The 26,872-nt window shown below is 50.2% G+C and carries 1 protein-coding gene; it reads left to right on the top strand.

Annotated elements, in window-relative coordinates:
* Positions 1–695 precede the first annotated feature (695 nt).
* Entirely contained in the window at positions 696–26,852 is a 26,157-nt protein-coding gene (locus B5Z18_RS32230; RefSeq protein WP_143313465.1) for a DUF8202 domain-containing protein, read from the top strand.
* Positions 26,853–26,872: the final 20 nt, after the last annotated feature.

Here is a 26,872-nt window from a genome sequence, read left to right as displayed (position 1 = left end):
ATCTGAGCCGGCAGCATAAAAACACTGCCATATTTTTAGTGTTGATATGACACTAAGATGTTAGGGCCAGCAACCACCTTGTTTCTGCGGAACACCGGCAGCCCTGAAAGAATACCGGTAAAACCACTTTGCATTTGTTCAATAAGTTTTCATAGGATAGGGATTAATAAAATGAGTGCAATGCACTCTAATGGACAGTCGGTTACCCAGGGACGCGGTGGTACAGCGTTCCTGGGATTTTTTTTTGGAAGTGTTCAGGCAGACTGGAAAGAAATGTAGTGTAAATACTACATGTGCATTGAATGATAACGACAATCGCGCAGGTATAGTTTATCTACTTTTGCCTAGTAGATTTGTTCCGTTGAGTCATGTGAGCAATTCTAAGAATTTTTTCAGGACGAACTAATGATACCCGTATCCTTTTTTGTAATCTTAATATTTTCCTATGGAAAGCTTTACCCAATTACCGCAACATGCGGGCCTTACAATGCTGTACTGTCAAAAATCCCGTCAATTATGAAACCTGTGATGCGACCTGTGTTGGATCTGTACCGGATGAAAAGAGCAGTTTGCCGTTTTTAATAAGCAACCATATCTGAATACAAGCACGCAAAGGTTCCTGGAAAGGATCTTTCCCTGTTTGCTATGTACAACATAGCCGACCGGCCCCCTCATTACACAAAGTTTATTGCATTATGTCCCTCTTTAATGTTACGAATCCCGATTCAAGATTTTTCAGCAAAGGCTGTAAGCGTTTGTTGCTGGCACTGTTTGGCATGATGATGACCGTTGCCGCGACTGCAAACAGCTTCCCCGTCACTAATACCAATGACGCGGGGCCTGGTTCCTTCAGACAGGCGATCCTGGATGCAAACGCAGCGGGCGCGGGGCCGCATAACATCGTGTTCAATGTACACGGGCAGATTACGCTCGCGTCTTCCATGCCCACCATTACGTCAAAGAAGCTGACTATCGATGGGCAGAACAAGATCCTGCTGTATTCCACCGGTACCAATTCCGTTATTAATCCCTTTGTGATTAATGCAGATAGTGTAACTATCCGGAATTTTACCATACAGAACAACGGGGATATTGATGTAGACATTTTTCCGAACAGGACAGGTATCACCATTGATAATATAAGATCTTTCAGTACGGTTGGTAACTACCTGAATGCATTTATGAGGGTGCAGGGGGCATCGACGGATCTAACGGTAAAGAATATATATTCTACGGATGTAGAACCAGCTAATAGCGCCGGCCCTGTTATCGGGCGGGCTTTTTATTTTATGAACGGTATGCAGACCAACCTGGTGATGGACAATATCCAGCTGAGCACAGCGGGGAATGTGCGGGGTGCTGAGGGTATTGTGTTCAGGGATGCGGGCGTGAACGGGTTTACACTGACCAATAGTAATATCAGCGGTTTCCAGAATGCAATTGTGCTCGATAATACTGCCGGCGCAGTGGAAACAGCTAATAATGTGATGTTCAGGAATGTGAAGCTTGATAGCTTATGGAGTGGGGTATCGCTGGGTATCTATTGCGATTATGCCACTACCAATTTTGAGATTAACCGGACCACGATAGATATGGATGCAATAGGAGCGGATGATGATGGGGACTACGCCATCCGCTTCGATAATACAACAAACAATGTTACGCTGGATACAGTAGACATAAATGAAAATGATATCTATTGTATTTGGTTCAATGGCGCCGCCAGCAATATTACGATCAATAAGCTGGAGACGGAGAACCGGGTACCCGGACTTTACGGGGGGAATGCTTCTGTCAGATTTGAAAGTACCGTAAACGGCTTTAACCTTAGTAACTCCGTGCTGAACGGGGATAAACTTGCCAATACAGATGATGCAGATGTGGGCGTTTCATTTTTGGCGGCTGCTACCGGAGTCACCATCAATAATGTTACTTTTAATGAATTCGATGTAGATGGTATTACTGTAGCTGCTGCAGCCACAAATTTCCAGGTAACTAATTCAAAGTTCACCAATAATACGGATGGTATTGAGTTTGGCGGCAATTTCGCCAGAGGCAATGTAGATATCGTTAATTCATCTTTCTATAATCAAACCCGGTCGGGCATCGTGGTAAACGGCGCCAATGCGGTAACAGATGTAGACCTGGCAGGCGATACCCTGGTGAACAACACTAACCACGCCATCTGGTTTTACGGTGGCGCAGGCGTAACGGATGCACAGGTAAGCGGTTGCGTGATACACGACAACAAAGCCACGGGCATTAACAATGACGCCCCTAACAAAGTGATCATCACCAATAACTCCATTTATAATAATACCGGTCTGGGCATCGCGTTGCCAGCCGGTAACTGTACTTACACCGCTGCTGCCGGCAAAACGCCGGTACTGGTTTCATCCACCGCACAGGGGGGAGGGCAGTACCAGTTGCAACTCACGATACCAAATATAACAGCCGGTGCGCAATACACGGTAGATATTTACGCCAATGATCCCGCTACGAACAAAACGAGCGGGCAATATTATGTTACGACGTTAACAGGATTAGCCGCTGGTACTTCTACACAAACGATTACTTATAATACAGGACCCGGCGCCACCGGCATCGGTTTCTGGACAGCCACGCTCCGTATACCCGCCAACAATTGCGGTACATCGGAGTTTGGGAACAGCATCCCTATGACCTTCCAGGGGCCTGCCTGTGTAAACAGCGGCATCCGGGCCTGGTACCGGGCAGACCAGGCAGTGAACGGCGTGAACTGGGGCGATATTTCCGGAAATGCCAATCACATGATTGTGACAGGTGATCCGGACAATACCACCGGCATGGTGAACTTCAACCCCGCCATTTATTATGATGGTAACGACGCGCACGTAGTACCTGCTTCAGCTGGTGTAACGGGCGCTTATTCCATTATGGGTATGGGACTCCTGGAAGGCTCACAAACCGGCCGCGTATTCACCAGTTCCACCGGTAATAAATTATTGGGCTGGCACGCCGGGACGGAAAACCGGCTGTATTCGGAAGCCTGGTTGAATACCGGAAATGCAATAACCACAAAAGGTAAACTCTACTCATTTGAAAGGGGAGCAACCGGCGCATATGAATTTAAAGGCAACGGCGTTCTGTTGAAAAACGGTGCGGCTTCTGATGCCGGCGTATGGACCCTGGATGTGGGCGGTGCGTTTAACGGTGAATTTTCAAAGGTATTGATCCCTGAAGTATTCATCTACAACCGTGATCTTACTCCTGCAGAAATACAGCGCATTGAATCATACATGGCGCTGAAATACGGTATCACGCTGAATGCGGGTGCAACGGATTATATTACCAGCGATGGCGCTGTGCAAATATGGACCGCTGCTTCCAATACAGGTTACGGCATGCGCATCACCGGTATTGGCCGCGATGATTGCAGCATGCTGAATCAGAAACAATCGCTGAGCCAGGATACCGGCATCGTGACCATTGCATTAGGAAATGCATTGGCCGTTTCCAATGCTGCCAATACAAATACTTTCACACAGGATAAATCATTCCTGGTATTTGGTGATAACAACGGTATTACCAGTTACTTTACTGCGGTAACCAGCACAAACGCCACACAGCGTATGGGCCGCGTTTGGAAGGTACAGAAAACTGCCGGCTGGGATAATACCCAGCAGGTAACCCTGAAACTGGACGGCGGTACAGAAAATAATTACCTCCTCATCAGCACAGACGCTGCTTTCGGTACCGTTAGCAAAGAGTTGAAACTGAGCAGCGCCGGTACCATAACCCTTTCCAGCGCCGATCTGGCCAATGGTGCTTTCTTCACCTTTGGTAAACTGCAGCGGTTCCCCGGTGGGGTAGCCACTAATCTGCAGGCATGGGTAAAAGCGGATGCAGGTGTCACAGTGGTTGATGGCAACATCCTTAAATGGGAGGATCAGGCTGCGCAGAGAGAATGGCCTTTAGCCCTTGCTAATGCACCGGTTGGCTGGGAAAACAACCCCATTAACTATAACGCTACTGTCAACTTGCCCGGAACCAACTATTTCAGCGTACCGAGATTCACTGAAAGCAATACCGCCGGCGAAATATTCTCTGTGCAAACTTCTACCCTGGCGCCAACTTCCACTACACAGAGTTACCCGTTTGAATTCGGTGGGGATCCGGTAACGCTTGCCCCAACGTTCTATTCTAATAACGGTACCCACTATACGCACTTTGGTACTAACTCACGCCCTGGGTATTCGATAGGAGGCATAAATATAAACCGGGCGCATATATTAAATAACTGGAGCGCTCCCGGTGACTGGGCAGTGAGCTTTGATGGCAAAACGATTGGCAGCAGCGCAGCCTTCCCGGTTAATTTCAGCAGAGGAGGAGGATCTAACTCTGCTATCGGTGCAGGGCATAACTCCATGTTCAGCGGGCGCCTTTCCGAAGTGATTCTCTATAGCAGGCGGTTAAACGCGGCTGAGCGTGCGCAGGTAAACAGCTACCTGGGTCTGAAATATGGTATCACTGTGAAAACAGCAGCAGGTGCTTCTACCGATTACATCGCCAGCGATGGCAGTACCCGGATGTGGACCGCGTCCAAGAACACCGGTTACGGTGAACGCGTCACCGGCATCGGCAGGGATGATAATGGTACTTTGCTCCAAAAGCAGAGCCGGTCGCAGCTGGATGGCGCCAATGTAACCCTTTGGGTGGGCAACAGCTTTGCATCTTCCAGTGTAGAAAACTCCGGTGTTATAGCCAACGACCGTTCTTTCTTTACGTTCAGTGATAATGGCCAGCCGGCTACGTATAGCCAGGCCGTTACAGGACTGGGCAATATTACCGTGCGCATGGCACGTGTTTATAAGATGGATCGCACCAATTGGGCTAATAGTCCTATCGGGATGGCATTGATCGGCGGAAATACCACCAGCTACCTGTTGGTGAGTAACGATGAAACTTTCGGAGCTGGAGATCAGGCGTATGTGCTGGATGAAAGAGGTCAGGTGGCGCTCAACAGCGACCAGCTGCCGGATGGCGCCTATTTCACTTTCGCTAATGCACAGGCTGCACCGGCTGGTATAGCAGCGGGCCTGGAAGTATGGGTCCGTGCGGATAGCGCAGTAATGAGTGGCAACAGCGTGGCACAATGGAAAGAGCTGAGCGCTGCCCGTCGCACCTGGGTGCCTGTTAATGGAGGCAATGCTCCCTGGAAGGAAGCATCCTTCAACTTTAACCCGGGTGTAAGCTTTAACGGCAGTGGCGCCACCGGCAATTATTTCATACAACAGCCGGAGGTCGCCAATACTTTTACTGCCGGCGAGATATTTAGCGTACAAACATCTAATGTTGATGCTGCTACCGCTGGCGTCAATTATCCTTTTGAATTTGGAGGAACTTATGCCAGTAATCAGTCTATATATGTATGGAGCAATAACAATCAATATACTTATTTCGGCTCCGGCACGGCCCGCAGAAACTTTGCTTACCCTGCCAGTGTAAATGTGCGCAATTCACATTTGCTGAATATCTGGAGCGCCACCAACGACTGGGCAGCCGGTATTGATGGAAAGATATTACTGACGGCCAATGCCAACGCGGTAAACTTCGTGTCACCAGTCGGCAACAGGGATTATATAGGGGCCGGTCACAATGCGGTGCACAATGGTGATATACCCGAAGTAATATTATACTCCCGCAAGCTGAGTGCCCTGGAACGTCAGCAGGTACAATCCTATATGGCGCTGCGTTATGGTCTTACGCTGGGAATAGACACGCCTTTGGATTACCTCGCCAGCGATGGCACTACTAAAATGTGGCAGGCTTCCACTGGTGGCAGCTACGCTAAACATATTACCGGTATAGGTCGTGACGACAGAGGCATGCTGTATCAGAAACAATCTGTGAGTTCCGATACCGGCATAGTAACCATTGCTGTGGGTGCGGCAATTGCTACATCTAACAAAAACAATGCAACAGCTATTACCAACGATCTTTCTTTCTTCACCTTTGGAGATAACAGCGCAGCTACTACTTTCCTGACACCGGTAACTGGTATCAGTAATATTAACAACCGCATGGCGCGCATTTTCAAAGCGCAGAAAAATAACTGGGCCGACCAGGATATTACTTTCAAATTGTCCGGCGGCAACGCGCGGACTTACCTGCTCGTAAGTACTGATGCTACTTTTGGTGCAGGGGATGCTACCTACGCATTGGATGCCGATGGTACCGTTACTGTTAACAGCAACGTGCTGGCTGATGGCGCGTACTTTACTTTCGCCAGGGGCATCGCCGGACCGAATGGTGTAAAAGATGGTATTAATTTCTGGTTGCGTGCAGATGATGGTATGTCTGGTGGCAGCCAGTGGAACGATTACAGCAACTATGGCAATAATGCGCTACAAGGGGTAGTGGGCAGTCAGCCTATCACGGATGCGAAAGCACTCAACTTTAACTACGGCCTTGTGTTTGATGGTACGGACGATTTCCTGGATATCACTACTACACGCATTGATCCTGCTACATCCACCATTTTTGCGGTGGGCAGCGGCTTAGGGTTTGCTCCGGCAACACCCAGAGAACTTGTCAGCAGTGGAGCAGTGGGTTCATCTCATGGAATGGAATTCCGGGTTGTTAATACAGGACAACTGCAGTACCTGGAGAATGCCGCATCACTGGCGGGTGTAGGTGGATTTTTCACTGCCGCACCTGGTAAACCATACATTTTCAGCGCCTCCCAGGCAAACAATACCCCTAACGGTATACGCTTGTTTGAAAACTATACTTTTGACAACCAGGGTACCGTTAATCTAACACCACTCACCGCCAATCTTATTTCAATCGGCTCCCGTACTATAGCCGCCAGGGGACTTTACTGGCAGGGTAATATGGGAGAAGTGATCGCCTATAACCGCGTATTGTCAGATGTTGAACGCCAGTCGGTAGAATCTTACCTCGGTATTAAATACGGTATTACGATCGGTAACGGCGCTACAGATTACCTGGCCACCGATGGCTCTAAATACTGGACCGCCGATCCTGTTTATAAATCACGCATTACCGGTATAGGAAGAGACAACGCCACTGCACTGAACACCAAACAATCGCTCAGTGTAGACACTGGTTTTGTAACCCTCTCCCTGGGTAACAGCGTTGCTATTACCAATGAACAGAATACTAATACTATTACCAACGATAAATCTTTCTTTGTATTTGGAGATAACGGGCAGTTAGCCACCTCTTACGGAAATACTATAAGCGGAACAAACGTTACCCGCCGCCTGCCCCGCGTTTGGAAGGTAGATAAAACCAACTGGGCGGATCAGCCAATTACACTCAAAGCGGATGCACCGGGTACGAAAGCATACCTGTTGATCAGTACAGATCCTACTTTTGCTACTATCAACCAGGAGTTGCCGCTGAACGCAGATAAAACAATTACGCTCAACTCCAGCCTGATGCCTGATGGTATCTATTTCACCTTCGGCGCTGCGGTAAAATATCCCGGCGGAGTAAACAGCGGTAGCCTGATATGGCTGCGCGCGGATCTGGGTACTTCTGCCAACGCAGATAATACACCGATCAGTAGCTGGAACGACTATAGCCCTAATGGAAATAACCTGTCACAGGCAACGCCGGCCAATCAGCCGTTTTATTTCAACAATGCTACGAGCAACATGAACTTCAACCCGGTGGTGAAGTTTAACGGCGCTCCTCATTCAATGACAGGTAGCTCGTTCCTGAAAACAGGCAACTATACCGCTGCGAATGCTTTCTTTGCAGCCAGTCAGACGACGCCTGTAAACACCGTTATTTTTACGGAACAAGCCGGCACAGGTACACAGTTTACACTGCATGCTACCTGGGGTGATAATATTGTTTACTGGGATGCTCCTTATATCAGTAACCGTCTTACTTACAATGCAGGAGATATCAGCAACCAGGTTATTCTCTGGACTGCTACCGACGATATTAGTCTTGCTGCCAACAAGCAGGCCATTTACAGGAATGGCTTAAATGTGGCCAATGGTAATAATACCAGTACTTTTAGCGGTAACAACAGCATCTTCCAGTTGGGTGCTAACGCCAGCTCCTACAATGGCCGCATGGGCGACCTGATCGTTTATACCAATGCGCTCACGCCAACAGAGCAGCAACGTGTAAATACTTACATGGCCATCAAGTATGGTATTTCGCTGAATAATGGCAACTCTAATTACCTCGCCACCGATGGCAGCACCATATGGAGCGCTGCAACAAACAGTGCTTATAAAAACTATATCACCGGTATCGGCCGCGACGATGCGGAAGATCTTAACCAGAAACAATCCCGCAATACAGCAGATGGCATACAACTGGCTATCGGCCTGAACAGCCTGTCTGAAACAAATACAGGAAATACAAATGCATTTGCAGCGGATAAATCTTACATGGTATGGGGTGATAACGCCGGTAGCAGTCTCTTTAAAACTCCGCTCACTGGTCACCCTGTGGCTAACTACCGCATGGCAAGGGTTTGGAGGGCACAGGAAACCGGTACCATTGGTAACGTACAGGTAGCAGTGCCATACAACGCACTGCCCAATGCTGCGCAAACGTACCTCATCATCAGTAATGACGACACCTTCGACGGAACGGACCAGTTCATTCCGGTGACTGAAACAACGCTCAACGGCGTGAAACAATATGCCGCTACGGTGGATTTAACCAATGGTCAATACTTCACTTACGGTGCGTCTATCAAAACGCCTGGTGGTGTGGTTGGTACCAGCTTGTGGCTGCGTGCCGATGCAGGTACTTCCAGCACTACAGACAACAGTGCTATCAATGGCTGGACGGACTACGCGTCAGAACTGAACAACGCTACACAAACAACTGTACCGGCAAGTCAGCCGCTGTACATGAATAATACTGTTAACAACGCCAACTTTAACCCGGTAGTGAAATTTGACGGGGCAGATTATCTGAACCTGGATATTACCAAGCTGCCGTTAGGCACCAGTGCCAGAACATTCTTCGGTACAGGTAGCTTATCCTCCAGCGCCGGCAATGGATACATGCTCGGATACGGCGCTGCAGCTACCAGCACGGCTACCGGTATTGCGACGATTGGCAGTAACGGCACAGCCGATTTTGTGGGATATGCCAATGACGTGGTAAGTGCTGCCGGTAACTGGCAGGCGGGCATGTTTAATGAAATGGTGGGATCATGGGCCGGCAATGGCGGCAATGCCACCTTGTACAGTAAAATGAAAGTGTTGGGCGGGCCACTGGCGAAAGCCTGGAATACAGGTACCGGCGGCGCCCAGGTAGGTAGCGCTCCGTGGGACATTAACCAGTCCTGGAACGGTACGCTGGGAGATATTATCGTATATCCAGCCGCGTTAACCGCCACTGAACGGCAACGTGTATCCACTTACCTGGCTATCAAGTACGGCTATACGATAGATCAAACTGTTGCTACCGATTACCTGGCTACCGATGGCACCACTAAAGTATGGGATGCTACGGCCAATGCTACTTATAAAAACAATATCACCGGTATCAGCCGCGATGATGTGGAAGGACTGGTACAGAAGCAGAGCAGGAGCATCAATGCAGGCTTCCAGCCCACAGTGGGTCTGGGTGGCATTGCTGCAAGCAATCTTGCCAATACCAATACATTCGCAGCAGATAAATCATATATGGTGTGGGGCGATGATGGCGCCAGCACTTTATTTACCACCGCCATCACCGGTAGCTCCGCTGTAACTACGCGTATGGCGAGAATCTGGAAAGTGCAGGAAACAGGTACCGTTGGTTCGGTGGCCATTTCCATCCCGAAAAATCAGCTGCCGTTAAGCGCTACTACGCCTTACCTGGCAATAAGCAGCGACGCTACTTTTGACGGGGCAGACCAGTTCATCCAACTGTCTGAAGGAGACGTGAACGGCGTTCCAAGCTATTCAACCACCCTTGATCTTACCAATGGCCAATACTTCACTTTTGCCAGCTTCGTTACCTCACCGGGCGGTGTGCCGGGTGAAAAGCTGTGGGTGAAAGCAGATGCAGACGTACAGGTGAATGGCAGCAACCAGGTAGAACAATGGTTGAACCAAAGCGGTACTATGGTGACAGAACTGCGTGCTGCACAACCAAGTCATACAGATCCGATCACTGCTTCGGCAGATATCGTTCGTGTTCCTAACGGTATTAACTTTAACCCGGCAATTGATTTCACCGGTGCATTGGGCAAATCCCTTAAAGGAAATGACGCCGCCAATTGGAATACAACAGCCGACTTGTCTATATTCTCTGTAAATAAACCGGAAGCCTTTCCTCCAAACGGGCTGACAGGCATCTTCAGTTCCAACGGTAACTGGTCAGCAACGGGTGCATCCGGCAGAGGACTGCTGTATAGCTCCACTGGTAATTTCAGTCTCGACGGCTCCGGATGCCTGGTGGCGCCATCCACTCCTCCTTATGCAGGTCCAATAATCGCCAGGGGTATTTATGTAAATGCCAATAACCCGCTGAACGGACGCACCTGGCTAAATGGTAAACAAAGTGCCCTCGGTGCAAGCTGCGGCACTGGTGTAGACGGTTCTTTCTTTGAAATAGGAGGCCGCACCACAGACAATACTTCACTGGACAACCGGATCTTCAACGGTAAGATCCCTGAAGTAATCGTATACAAATCCGCGCTCACGCCTACACAGGCGCAGCAGGTAGAATCATACCTCGGTATCAAATACGGTATTACGCTTGACCAATCAGCGGCACAGAATTACCTGGCCACAAACGGCTCCGTGATCTGGAACGCTACCGCTAATAGTACTTATAAAAACAACATCTTTGGTATTGGTAGGGATGATGCAGAAGGGCTTGTACAGAAACAATCCCGCAGCGTGCATACCGGCTCTATCCTCACTGCCGGTATCCGTTCCATTGCCGCTACCAATGCAGATAACACCAGTACTTTTGGTGCAGATAAAAGCTATCTCATACTCGGTAGCAACAGCAATGCGCTCACTGTAACCGGCACCGACCTGCCGGTTGGCAGCTGTATCGCTGAACGTCTCACCCAGGAATGGAAAACGCAGTTCACCAATTATGATATCAGCACGCAACCACTCAGTTTGCAGTTCGATCTGAACGGCATTACCGTAGGAGGTAGCGCAGCCGCCGATTTCACCATCATGATCGACCAGGATGGCGACGGTAACTTTGCTACCGGTACAGTTACTGAAATACCAGCTACCGCCTTTAATGGAGGTGTGGTGAGCTTCGAAAATGTAAGCGCACTCACAGATGGTGTGGTGTTTACGCTCATTACCAGTCATCCTGAACGCACCGCCAACCTGGTGCCGGATGCTACCGTGAGAACAGTAGCCGCCACCTGTATCAATAACGGCACACTTTATTTCATTGATCCTTCTGATCCTAATAAATACATTGCTTCCATTGCCCTGAACGGCAACACAATGGACGTAACCAAACTGTCTGCTATTGTAGATGTGAACAGGGATATGACCGCAGCGCTGGGCAAAAACAGCGGTACCGATTATGGTACGCAGTTAATGCGCAGACTGGTACAGATTACCTATACCGGTGCTAATCTGACCCAGAACAACGGCGTAACGCTTCGCCTCTTCTGGAATCCTGTAGAAAGAACAAATGCAGAGAACATGCTTTCCGGTACCCGCGGCGTAACAGGCGCACAACGGTGGACATGGTTCAAGCATGCTGGTGATATTACCGCTACCCTGGCCGATCTGGCTCCTCAGGGACTGGCGAATATTACCGAGATCGCCCCATCCGCTACCGGTCAGCAGGATGGCGTGGAATACGTTGAATTCAGCGGTATTCAGAACTTCTCTACTTTTGGCGGTTTAACTGCTGTCAAAGAAGTACTGGCCATCAACAAAGTACAGGACGGTACAGAAGGTACACAGAACGGTTCCTTTAGTATCAGCTTGCCTGCATCCATAGTGGCCACAGAAGATATTACCGTGAACTATACCGTAACAGGTGCCGCGGCTAACGGCACCGACTATACGACGCTGAACGGCACTGTTACCTTCCCGGCGGGAAGTAACAGTGTAGCCTTGCCCGTAGTGGTTACCGATGATAACATCCTTGAAATAACAGAAGACGTAACAGTTACGCTGAACGCCGCCACCGGCGCTACCAGCGGCAGCAGTTATAATATCAGCGGCACACAGGCTGCTGCCTCCCTGAACATTAACGATAACGACAGTAATAATCCTGCTAAAACAACTGTAGGCGTAACCTGGAGCAGTGATGCTAAAGAGCCGGCTATCAACGGCGCCTTCAATGTAAACCTGCCAGCGGGTGTTACCGCATCGGAGGATATTACCGTGAGCTATAGCACTGGCGGTACCGCCACACCAGGCGCGGATTATGGCGCGTTGAGCGGATCAGTAATCATCCCTGCGGGCCAGAACGGTGTAGCCGTGCCGGTTATCGTAAGCGATGACCAGCTCGTGGAAAAAGCGGAAACAGTGTTGTTGACCGTAACAGGCGGTACCTCCACCAACTTCACCCTTACACCGAGTACTGCTGCCGGTAATGCCACTGTGAATGTAATAGATGATGAAAACATACCGGCCAACCTGGTACTGAGTATCGCCAAAACGGCCGATGCGTCAGAACCGGCAGCTAATGGTGGCTTTACCATCAGTTTGCCGGCAGGTATTATTCCTACTGAAGACATTACCGTCAGCTACAACATAGGCGGTACAGCCACAGGTGGGTCTGATTATACCACCCTTACAGGTACCGTTACTATACCGGCTGGTCAACCAAGTGTAGCCCTGCCAGTTAGTGTAACCGACGACCAGGTGATTGAGATTCCGGAAACTGTGCTTGTAACGCTTACCGGCGGTACCAGCACCAGCTTTACCTATACCGCCAGCACTACCAACGGCAACGCTACTGTTACTATTGCTGATAATGATAACATTGCCACCAACCGTATACTGAGCATCGTTAAAACAACTGATGCCGCAGAACCGGCTAGCAATGGCGCTTTCACGATCAGCCTGCCCGCGGGTGTCACCTCATCAGAAGATATTACCATAGCCTATATACCTACCGGTACTGCCGCCAGTGGCACAGATTACACCGCCCTGGGAACAACTGTTCTGCTGTCTGCAGGACAGAATAGTGTGTCCTTACCGCTCACCGTTGCTGATGATAAGATCATTGAGATCCCAGAAACCGTTATTGCAACGGTGACCGGCGGTACCAGTACCAGCTTTACTTTCACTGTGAGCAGCACCGACGGCAGCGCTACAGCAAATATCGCTGATGATGATAATACCGCGGCTAACCGCGTTTTAGGCGTGATCAATGCCGGAGGCGATGCTTCCGAGCCAGCCACCAACGGGGCCTTTAAAATTGGTCTGCCAACAGGTATCACTTCTTCAGAACCTATTACTGTAACTTATACAATAAGCGGCTCTGCCATTGGCGGTACCGACTATACTTCGCTTACAGGTACGGCGTTAATACCTGCCGGCCAGGATAGTGTGTTGGTGCCGGTAACTGTGATCAATGATCAGCTGATGGAAAATACCGAAACGGTTACCATCACGCTCACAGGTGGTACCAGCACCAGCTTTGTTTTCACCACCAGCCCTGCCAATGGTAATGCTACAGTGAATATTAATGATGATGATAACACCCCGGCCAATCGTGTGCTGAGCATCACTAAAACTATTGATGCCGCAGAACCGGCTACCAACGCCGCGTTCAAGATCAGCCTGCCTGCGGGTGTTTTACCTTCGGAAGATATTACCGTGAATTATACCATAGGTGGTACTGCTACCAGTGGTACAGACTACACTGCGTTAAGCGGCTCGGTAACCATCCCGGCAGGACAGAACAGTGTTGCACTGCCGGCAAATGTGATCAACGACCAGGAGATAGAAAGTACCGAAACAGTAGTAGTAACGCTCACCGGCGGTACTTCTACCAACTTTAATTATACCGCCAGCACTACAAACGGCAATGCCTCTGCAAATATCACCGATGATGATAACACTGCCGCTAACCGTGTGCTGAGCATCAGCAATAACGGTAACGCAGCAGAACCTGGTACTCCTGGCAGCTTCACCGTAAGCCTGCCTGCGGGAATCACTTCTTCTGTGCCTGTTACCGTGAATTATTCTGTAGCGGGAACGGCTACTGCCGGCACTGACTATAACACCATTGCCGCTGTAACCATACCGGCTGGTCAGAATAGTGTGGCCGTACCGGTTACTGTTATCAATGATATGATCATTGAACCGACCGAAACAGTTGTTGCGACTATTACCGGCGGAACCGGTGGTAGCTTTGTATTCACCGCATCCACAACAGCTGGAAATGCTACAGTAGACATTACTGACGACGACTATACAGCCGCTAACCGCATGATAAGGGTACAGGTAGCCCGCGATGGGGCTGAAGGAGGCAGCTCTATCAGATTCAATTACCTGCTTGCTCCGGGAGTAACCGTTTCTCAAAACGTAACGATAAATTATACGGTAAGTGGTACCGCAATATTAGGTACAGATTATAACGGCCTGACTCCGTTCCATTTCAGCGGAACAGCTACTATTCCAGCTGGTGCTCTGGGTTCAGCTTCAGCTGGTACCATAGTGGACGATCAGATTATAGAAGGCACAGAAACAGTAGTGATAACTCTTACTGGTGGCTCTGCCGGCGGCTTTACCTTTACCCCTGATCCGGTTGAAGGCAGCGCTACGGGAAACATTATCGATAATGATGATAACCCTGCCAACCGCGTGCTCAGCGTCACCAAAGCAGGCGATGCCGCCGAACCGGCAACAAACAATGTGTTCAACATTAAGCTGCCTACAGGGGTAACGATTGCCCAGCCTGTTACGGTGAACTATACCATAAGTGGCACGGCTACCGGTGGAACGGACTACGCTACCCTTAGCGGCACCGCTACCATCCCTGCCGGTGCAAACGGTATTACACTGCCTGTAAACGTGATCGATGATAAACTCATTGAGAACGCCGAAACAGTTGTGGTAACTATTACCGGTGGTACTGCCGGCAGTCTTGTTTTCACTGCCAGCCCTACCAATGGCCAGGAAACAATGAATATCACAGATGACGACAACACAGCCGCCAACCGTGTGCTCAGCATTGTGAAACAGGCAGATCTTGAAGAACCTGCTGCTAATGGCAGCTTCAAAGTTAGTCTCCCTTCAACTATACTCTCATCAGAACCGGTAACGGTTAATTATACAGTTACAGGTAGCGGTACTAATGGTACCGACTATACAACATTAAGTGGCAGCGCTATTATACCTGCGGGTCAGAACAGTGTGGTGATTTCTGCAGATGTAAAAGATGATCAGATCATAGAAGGTACAGAAACGATCACCGCCACCATTACCAACGGCGCCAGCACCAGCTTCGCCTTTACCGCCAGCACTACTAACGGCAGTGCTACGGCTAATATCCTCGATGATGATAACATTGCCGCGAACCAGGTACTGAGTGTGGTGAATGGCGGCGATGCGTCAGAACCAGGCACCAACGGCGCCTTTACAATCAGTTTGCCTACAGGTTATACAGCAGCGTTACCAATTACCGTAAACTACACAGTAGGAGGTACCGCCGGAAGTGGTGTGGACTACACCGCGCTTACCGGCACGGTAATCCTGCCTGCGGGTCAAAACAGTGTATCCGTACCAGTTAGTGTAATCAACGACCAGCTTGTGGAAAACACCGAGACGGTGATACTCACGCTGACCGGCGGCACCAGCACCGGCTTCACTTACACTGCCAGCACTACTAACAGCAATGCCACCGTAAATATTACTGATGATGAAAACGCACCGGCCAACCGTGTGCTGAGTGTTACCAATACCGGCAACGCGGCAGAACCGGGTACCAATGGTGAGTTTACTATTAGCTTGCCTACCGGTATCTTACCATCAGAAGACATCAACGTCACCTATACAATTGGTGGTACAGCCACAGGTGGCACCGATTACACCGCCCTTACAGGTACCGCTGTAATCCCTGCCGGCCAGAATAGTGTAACCGTTCCCGTAACCGTTACCAACGATCAGATCATAGAAGGTACAGAAACCGTGATCCTTACTGTTAGCGGTGGCACGAGCAGCGGCTTTGCATATACCGCCAGCACTACCAACGGCAACGCAACGGTGAATGTGGCGGATGATGATAACACCGCTGCCAACCAGGTACTGGCTGTTACCAAAGCAGCCGATGCGGGAGAACCATCTACTAACGGTAGCTTTAAAGTGAGCCTGCCAACAGGCATTACCGCAGCCAACAATATCCAGGTAACTTATACCATTGCCGGTGGCACCGCAACTCCTGGTACAGATTACCAGGCTATTACCGGTACCATCACCATACTGGCCGGTCAGAATAGTGTATCCGTTCCCGTGAATGTGATAGACAACACCGTGATTGAGCCGGATGAAACCGTGATCATGAATATCACCGGAGGTAGCGACGCACTGTTTACCTACACCGTTGCAGGTGGCGGCGGCTCCGCTACCGTGAATATCACCGACAATGACCATGCTGCCAACAGCAATATTGTGTTACTCACCAAAGTGTCCGACGCGATAGAAGGCGGCACTAACGGGCAGTACAGGATTTCCCTGCCACCGGGTGTTACCAGCTCTGAAGATGTGGTGGTGACCTTTGCTCCGATGGGAGGAACAGCCACTAATACAACTGACTACAGTTTGTTGGGACTGTCGGGTGGTAATATTGTGATCCCGGCGGGAGCCAATGAAGTGTTCATAGATGTTGACGCAGGTAATGACGGTGCGGTTGAAGGACCGGAAACCGTGATACTGACCCTCCTCAACGCAGCCTCCAGCAGTTATCCGTTTACCATAGATCCTTCCGGAAACGGAGCGGTAGTAAATATCATAGATGCCAATGCTGCCAGCAGTACGCCAGTGCAGGTAATTGCCGGCACCAATGCCTCAGAACCAGCTAACAACGGCTCATTTACGGTGAAGCTGGCGGGAGTGGCCACTTCTGCATGGCCTATTACGGTAGGGTACAGCGTATCCGGCACCGGTGTATCAGGTGTGGACTATGAAGCACTCGGCACTATTGTGATCCCGCCTAATACCAATGCTATATCTGTAGATCTCAAGGTACTGGACGACCAGATCATTGAGCCTACTGAAACAATGACAATCACGCTCTTGTCGGGCAGCGCTACAGATGGTGGTGGTAACGCCTACATCTTCCCGCCGGATCCGGCCAACGATGCGGTTACTGTGAACATCGCAGATGATGACGCCACTGCTGTGAACCAGGTGTTGAAAGTGGTGAAGACCACTGATGCTGCAGAACCATCTACCGCTGGCGCCTATACGATAAGCCTGCCTGCCGGTTATACTTCTGCTGCCAATATCACGCTGAACTATAACATGACTGGTACTGCCGTACGTAATACCGACTACTCGGTTAGTACCATTACCCTGCCGGCTAACGCCAACAGCATTACCATACCACTGGCGGTAATAGACGACAAGATTATTGAGAAAACGGAAACGGCTATATTAAACCTTACAGGTGGTACAGACGGTAACTCATTCACCTACAGTGCAGATGCAGCCGGCAACACAGCCAGCCTGGATATCGCTGATGATGATAATACCAACGCAAATAAAGTATTGCTGGTAACCAACACTGGAGATGGTGCAGAACCGGCTACAGATGGGGAATTCACTATCAGTCTGCCTGCAGGTTACACCTCATCTGAAGACATCGACGTTACCTATACCATAGCTGGTACAGCCACAGGTGGCGACGATTACACCACCCTGTCCGGTACCGCGCGGATACTTGCTGGTCAGAACGACGTGAAGGTAATTGTAGACGTAAAAGACGATCAGATTATAGAAGGCACAGAAACCGTAGCGTTGACCCTTACAGGAGGCACCAGCACCAGCTTTGCCTTCACGCCTGCAAGCGGCAGCAGTACCGCTACGGTGAACATCGCTGATAACGATAATACCGCAGCTAACCAGGTAATCAGCATTACCAAAACAACCGATGCAGCTGAACCAGGTACTAACGGCGCATTCACTGTTAGTTTGCCAACCAGTGTTACATCGGCCCTGCCAATAACAGTAAATTATACCATCGCAGGTACCGCCGTTAACGGAACAGATTACACTACACTCACCGGCTCTGTTGTAATACCTGCCGGCCAGAACAGTGCACCTGTACCGCTGACCGTTACAGACGATAAGATTATAGAAGGAACAGAAACAGTGATAGCTACTGTTACAGGTGGCACTTCTCCGGCCTTTGTCTTCACGGCAAGCACTACCAATGGTGATGCTACTGCAAATATCACAGACGATGATGGGGTAGCGGCTAACCTTGTACTCAGTGTGGCTAAATCAGCAGATGCTGCTGAACCGGGTACCAACGGCTCGTTCCGTATCACCCTGCCAACCGGTTATACTTCATCAGTACCAATCACGGTGAACTATAACGTTACAGGTACTGCCACTACCGGCGACGACTATACGGCATTGAGCGCTACGGCGATCATACCTGCTGGTCAGAATGGGGTATCTGTACCGGTAAATGTAAAAGATGACCAGATCATAGAAAATGTAGAAACTGTGATCATGAGTCTCACCGGCGGTACTTCTTCCGGCTTTACCTTCACCGCCAGCACTACCAATGGTAGGGATACCGTGAATATTGCGGATGATGACAATACACCTGATAACCTGGTGCTGAGCGTGATCAGGACCACTGATGCAGCAGAACCATCTGCTAACGGTGAATTCAGGATCAGCCTGCCCACAGGTGTTACCGTTGCAGAAAATGTAACCGTAAACTATACCATTACAGGTAGTGCAGTGAATGGCACAGATTATACAAACCTCACCGGTACCGTGGTGATCCCGGCCAACCAGAACACCGTAGTGGTGCCGGTATTGGTAACCAATGACCAGATCATTGAGGGAACCGAAACGGTGACCATGACGCTGAACAGCGGTACCAGCACCAACTTCAACTTCACGGCCAGCACTACCAGCGGTAATGCTTCTATGGATATTGAAGATGATGATAATACACCGACCGGTCTTGTATTGAGCATTGCGAAAAACACAGATGGTGCAGAACCGTCTACCAACCCAACGTTCACGATCAGTTTGCCTACAGGATACACAGCATCTCAGAATATTACCGTAAACTATACCGTAGCCGGTACCGCCACCAGCGGCAGTGACTACACCGCTCTTAGCGGCTCCATCGTACTCACCGCCGGTCAGCCGAGTGTAACGCTGCCGGTAGCAGTAAAAGATGATAAGATCATTGAAAACACAGAAACGGTGATCGTAACATTAACGGGCGGCAACAGTACTAACTTCAACCTGGTGGCAAGCAGTACCAACGGCAGCGCTACCGCAGATATTACTGATGATGAGGCCAGCAACCCAGCCAACCTGGTACTGACTATCGCACAAAAAGCAGATGGAGCAGAACCAGCTACCAATGGCGCCTACACGGTGAGTTTGCCTACCGGTATTACCGCGGCTGAAGGTATTACGGTAAACTATACCGTAACAGGTACAGCTACCGCCAATGCTGATTACACCGCCTTAAGTGGTACAGTACTGATCCCGGCAGGTGATGAAAGTGCAGACCTTCCTGTGGTTGTAACAGACGACAAGATCATTGAGAATACAGAAACAGTGACCACAACCCTCGCGGGTGGTTCTTCTGCCAGCTTTACCTTCACCGGTACCGGCAATGCTACCGTGAATATCACTGACAATGATAACGTGGCAGCTAACCTGGTACTGAGTGTTGCTAATGCAGGAGATGCCGCAGAACCTGGTACCAACGGTTCCTTCAATATCACCCTGCCGGCAGGATATACAGCGGCTGAAAATATCACCGTTACTTATACCACAACGGGTACTGCCATCAGTGGTACAGACTATACCGCACTTGCAGGTACAGCGGTGATCCTGGCAGGACAGAACGGTGTGGCCGTTTCAGTACCGGTACAGGATGATCAGCTGATAGAAAATACCGAAACCGTGATCATGACATTGAACGGCGGTACTTCCACCAACTTCACACTCACCGCCAGCACTACGAATGGCATCGATACTGTGAATATTACAGACGATGATAACACGGCCGCTAACCGCATACTCTCTGTGGTGAAAACCACCGACGCGGCAGAACCAGGCACAAATGGCTTATTTACCATTAGTCTGCCCGGAACTGTTGCCGCAGACGAAGCCATCACCGTGAATTACACTATCAGTGGTAGTGCTACCAGCGGTGCAGATTATACCGCGCTGAGTGGCTCGGCGATTATTCCTGCCGGTCAAACCAGCGTAACGGTAACTGTACCGGTGATCAACGAACAGGTAATTGAAACTACCGAAACCGTGGTTCTCACGCTGACAGGTGGTACCAGCACCAGCTACAATTTCACTGCCAGCACCACCAGCGGTAATGCTACCGTGAACATTGCAGATGACGACAATGTGGCGGCTAACCTGGTGATCAATGTGACCAATCCTGTAGACGGTGCGGAACCGGCTACCAATGGCACATTCACAGTAGGACTGCCGGCAGGATATACTGCATCAGAAGATATCACGGTTAATTATACCATAGGCGGTTCCGCCACAGGTGGCACTGACTACACCGCCCTGGGTGGAACCGTGGTGATCCCTGCTGGTCAGAATAGTGCACCGGTAACCGTAGTAGTAACCGACGATAAGATTATAGAAAATACAGAAACAGTAATATTAACGGCTACGGGAGCTACCTCCACCAACTTCACGCTCGTGGCAAGCAGCACCAGCGGCAATGCTACCGTGAATATCGCAGACGACGATAACACGCCGGCTAACCGGGTACTGGGCGTAAGTAACGCAGGCGATGCAGCTGAGCCGGCAACAAACGGCCGCTTCAGGATCGGTTTGCCTGGAGGAGTAACCTCGGCCGAAGATATTACCGTGAATTATACCGTAAGTGGTACCGCCACAAGTGGAAGCGACTACAATACCCTTAGCGGTACGGTAGTGATCCCTGCGGGACAGGATAGTGTAGACGTACCAGTGAGTGTGGTTAATGACCAGATCATTGAAAACACCGAAACCGTAATCCTTACGCTTACAGGTGGTACAAGCACCAGCTTTACCTTCACTGCCAGCACTACCAACGGTAATGCTACTGTGAATATTAATGATGACGATAACACCGCTGCAAACCGTGTGCTGCTGGTAACCAGAACAGCAGACGGTGCAGAACCAGGCACCAACGGCAACTTCAATGTAAGTTTGCCTGCCGGTATCACTGCAGCAGAAGATATCACCGTGAATTACGCCATCACCGGTACCGCCGCGAATGGTACTGATTACGGCAACCTTACCGGTTCAGTACTCATACCTGCCGGTCAGAATAGTGTAGCCGTACCAGTTACCGTAACAGATGACCAGATCATTGAAGGCACAGAAACTGTGATCATGACGCTGACTAACGGTACATCTGCCAGCTTTGCATTCACTGCCAGCACTACCAGCGGTAATGCTACCGTAAATATTGCGGATGATGATAACACGGCTGTTAACCGTGTACTGGTGGTAACCAACACAGGCGATGGTGCAGAACCAGCTACCAACGGCAGCTTTAATATCGGTCTGCCTGCCGGATTTACTTCTTCAGAAGACATCACTGTTAACTACACCATAGCAGGTACTGCTACGGCCGGTACAGACTACACCGCTATCACAGGAGTGATCACCATCCCTGCCGGTCAGAATAGTGTAGCCGTGCCCGTGACAGTGACAGATGACCAGATCATTGAAGGCACCGAAACCGTGATCATGACGCTGAACGGCGGTACATCTACCAGCTTTGTATTTACAGGTACCGGTAACGCCACCGTGAATATTACCGATAATGATAACATCCCGGCTAACCGGATTCTTAGTGTAGCCAAAGCTGCCGACGCATCAGAACCGTCTACAGCCGGTACATTCACGATCAGTCTGCCTGCCGGTATTACCGTATCTGAGAACGTAACGGTAAATTATACTATCGGCGGCACCGCCACCGCAGGTACTGATTACACTACGCTGAGCGCATCGGTAGTGATCCCTGCGGGCCAGAACAGTGTGACTGTTTCCGTACCGGTGATCGACGACAAGCTGATAGAAAATACAGAAACAGTGGTGATGACGCTGAGCGGCGGATCTTCTGCCAGCTTTACTTTCACCGGCACCACCAGCGCCACTGTAAACATACTGGATGACGACAATATCCCGGCTAACCGCATACTCGCTGTAGCCGCTACTAAGAACGGCGCAGAACCAGGTACGGATGGTGAGTTCACCATCAGCCTGCCTGCAGGTATTGCTTCTTCAGAAGCGATCACCGTGAGCTACACCATCAACGGTACAGCTACCAGCGGAACAGATTACACCGCCCTCAGTGGTACCGTGGTAATCCCTGCCGGTCAGAATAGCGTAACCGTACCGGTACCGGTGATCAATGACCAGATCCTGGAAAATACCGAAACAGTGGGTATGACTATCACGGGTGGTACATCTGCCGGCTTCACCTTCACCGGTGGCAGCACAGCCACCGTGAACATCACAGATGATGAGAACACCGCGGCTAACCGCACCCTCGTTATTGTGAAAACAACAGACGGCGCAGAACCGGCTACAAACGGTAGCTTCACGATCAGTCTGCCGGCTGGCATTGTTTCATCCGAAAGCATTACGGTAAACTATACCGTAGGCGGCACTGCCACCAGTGGTACGGATTACACCGCCTTAACCGGTACTGTAGTAATCCCTGCGGGTCAGAACAGTGTAGTGGTTCCGGTAACAGTAACAAATGACCAGCTCATTGAGAATACCGAAACCGTAGATGCCACTATCACAGGCGGTACTTCTGCCAGCTTCACTTTCACTGCCAGCACTACCGGTGGTAATGCTACCGTGAATATTACGGATGATGAGAATACAGCGGCTAACCGTGTGCTGAAGGTATTAAAGACAACAGACGCAGCAGAAGCTGCTACCAACGGCGGCTTTAACATCAGCTTGCCTGCAGGTATCGCTTCCTCTGAAGCTATCACCGTTAATTACACAATTAGTGGTACCGCTACCAGTGGTGCAGATTATGCGGCCATCACCGGAACGATCACCATCCCGGCGGGTCAGAACAGCGTGAATGTACCGGTTACCGTAATCAACGACCTGTTGATTGAGAACACCGAAACCGTGATCATGACACTGAACGGCGGTACGTCTACCAGCTTTACCTTCACAGGTACCAGCAACGCCACCGTGAATATTACGGACGATGAGAACACAGCAGCGAACAAGGTGCTTACTGTAACCAAAGCAACAGACGGATCAGAACCAGCTACCAACGGCGGCTTTATCATCAGCCTGCCAACCGGTATCGCTTCTTCTGAAGCTATCACCGTTAACTATACCATTAGTGGTACCGCAACTGCCGGTACAGACTATACCGCCATCACCGGCGCCATCACGATCCCTGCTGGTCAGAACAGCGTGAACGTACCGGTAACAGTAATGGATGATCAGTTGATTGAAAATACCGAAACGGTGATCATGACACTGAACGGCGGAACATCCACCAGCTTCACCTTCACCGGTACAGGCAATGCTACGGTAAACATCACCGACGATGAAAGCGATCCTGCCAACAAGGTGCTGAGTGTGGTTAAAACTACAGACGCCGCAGAGCCGGGAACAAATGGTGCATTTACCATCAGCCTGCCTGCAGGTGTTGCTTCTTCTGAAGATGTTACCGTGAACTATACCATCACCGGCACTGCCGCCAGCGGAACAGATTATACGGCCCTCACCGGCACGGTAGTGATCCCGGCAGGACAGAACAGTGTGAATGTATCGGTAACAGTAACAGACGATCAGCTGATTGAACACACCGAAACCGTGATCATGACACTGAACGGCGGAACATCCACCAGCTTTACCTTTACAGGTACCGGTAATGCCACCGTGAATATTACAGATGATGAGGATACACCGGCTAACCGCGTACTTACTGTAACCAAAGTAACAGATGCTTCAGAACCGGCTACCAACGGCGGATTTAATATCAGTCTGCCTTCAGGCATCGCTTCTTCCGAAGACATTACGGTAAACTATACAATAGGTGGTACCGCTACCAGTGGTGCAGACTACACCGCCATCACAGGAACCATCATCATCCCTGCAGGCCAGAATAGTGTAGCCGTTCCCGTAACCGTGGTGAACGACCTGGTAATTGAAGTAACTGAAACCGTGACCATGACGCTCAACGGCGGAACATCCACAGGCTTCGTCTTCACCGGCAACGGTAATGCTACCGTAAACATCACTGATGATGAAAGCAGCACACCGGCCAGCCTGGCACTGACTATCGCCAAAGGAACAGATGGTGCAGAACCATCCACTAACGGCAACTTTACTGTGAGCCTGCCTGCAGGTATCACTTCATCTGAAGACATCACGGTGAACTATACCGTAACCGGTACCGCTACCCCGAACGCAGATTACACCGCCCTTACAGGTACGGTAGTGATCCCTGCGGGTCAGAATAGTGTATCTGTTCCCGTAACCGTAACAGATGACCAGATCATAGAAGTAACAGAAACAGTAATTGGTACGCTTAACGGCGGTACTTCTGCCAACTTCACCTTCACCGGCAATGGTAGTGCTACCGTAAATATCACCGATAATGAAAGCAGCACGCCGGCCAGCATGGCGCTGACCGTTACTAAAGGTGCAGACGGCGCAGAACCGGCTACTAACGGCAATTTTGTTATCAGTCTGCCGGCAGGCATTACTTCTTCAGAAGCTATCACGGTAACCTATACCATTGCTGGTACCGCTACCGCGAATGCAGATTACACCGCCCTTACAGGTACGGTAGTGATCCCGGCGGGTCAGAATAGTGTATCCGTTCCCGTAACCGTAACAGACGACCAGGTGATAGAAGGTACAGAAACTGTGATCCTGACACTGAACGGTGGTACCTCTACCAGCTTTACCCTCACAGGTACCGGTAATGCTACGGTGAACATCACGGATAATGAAAGCAACCTGGTGCTGAACGTCACCAAAAACGCCGACGGTGCAGAACCGGCTGCTAATGGAAGCTTCAGTATTGGTTTGCCAACAGGTGTTACCGCTTCCGTGGATATCACCGCCAGCTACACCATAGCAGGTACGGCTACAGGTGGCGCCGATTACACCCCCCTCACCGGTACAGTAGTAATCCCGGCAGGTCAGAACAGCGTTACCATACCGGTAACCGTAACCGACGACCAGCTGATTGAAGGAAATGAAACAGTAATTATCACAGGAACCGGCGGTACTGCTACCGGCCTGGTGTTCACACCAGGTACCAGCAATACTGTTACGGTGAACATAGCAGACGATGATAACACCAACCTGGACCTGGTGGTTAGTGCCACTACACCAAATGCGGCAGAACCAGCCACACCGGGAGCGTTTACGATCAGTCTTGCCAGCGGTAAAATACCTGTTGAAGACATTACCGTTACTTATACCATAGCAGGTAGTGCTACAGGTGGCACTGACTACACCGCCCTCACAGGCACGGTAGTAATCCCTGCCGGTCAGAATAGTGTAGCCGTTCCCGTAGGCGTAACAAATGATGACCTGATAGAAGCGCCGGAAACAGTAGTACTTACTGTTACCGGTGGTAAGTCGGGCAACGTTAACTACACCGCAGGTACTAACAGCACTGCTACCGTAAACATTGCAGACGATGATAACACTAACCTGAACCTGGTTGTTACCGCCAGCAGACCGGATGCAACTGAGCCGAATGTCAACGGCGAGTTCACCATCAGCCTGGCCAGCGGCAAGCGCACAGCAGACGCCATCACCATACAATACATGATAGGTGGTACTGCCACGCCGGATGCTGACTACACCGCTATTACCGGTACGATTACCATCCCGGCAGGCGCCAGCAGTGTAACCGTTCCCGTGAGTGTGCTGAACGACAGTGAAGTAGAAACACCGGAAACAGTGGTATTCATGCTCACCGGCGGACAATCGGCCAGCTACACCTTCACAAAAGGTGCTGCCAGCGATGCCACTGTTACTATCACAGATACCGATAAACTGGCAGGCGACCTGGTTGTAACCAAAGAAATCGTGGCGCCGGCAGTTGGACCTTACCGCATGGGTCAGAACCTGACCTACCGCATCACCGTAAGGAATGCGGGTAACATACCGGTAACCGCTGTGAAAGCAGAGGACCGCTTACCGGTACAGCTGGATGTGCCTAGTCATACTTCCGCAGAAAGAGGAGACGTAGTGGTAACGCCGGCGACTAAACTGATAGAATGGAATATCGGCGACCTGGCAGTTGGAGCTTCCGTACAAATGACGCTGACAGCCCGTGTAATAGAAGGCGGACAGCTGATCAATGAAGCCACCGCTTACAGTACAAACATGCCGGATGCCGATAGTACCAATAACGTAGGGGTGTCTGCGGTAGGAGTAGAAGGTTCAGACTTATCCTTCCCGAATGTGATCACGCCAAACGGCGATGGCAAGAACGAAAGGTTCGTCATCGGCGGGCTGGAGAAATATCCGGGTTCTGCGATCTACATCTTCAACCGTTGGGGTGGACAGGTGTACCAATCGAAGGATTACCGTAACGACTGGAACGGTTCTAACCTGAACGAAAGCACCTACTACTATATACTGGAAGTGAAGAAGGAGAGTGGTATTAAAAAGTATAAAGGCTGGATAACAATACTGCGGTAAAAGACAATAAAAATATTATC

Origin of the sequence: Chitinophaga ginsengisegetis (assembly GCF_900168065.1) — a bacterium.
GTDB lineage: Bacteria > Bacteroidota > Bacteroidia > Chitinophagales > Chitinophagaceae > Chitinophaga > Chitinophaga ginsengisegetis.
This window is presented reverse-complemented; position numbering and strand designations above follow the sequence as displayed.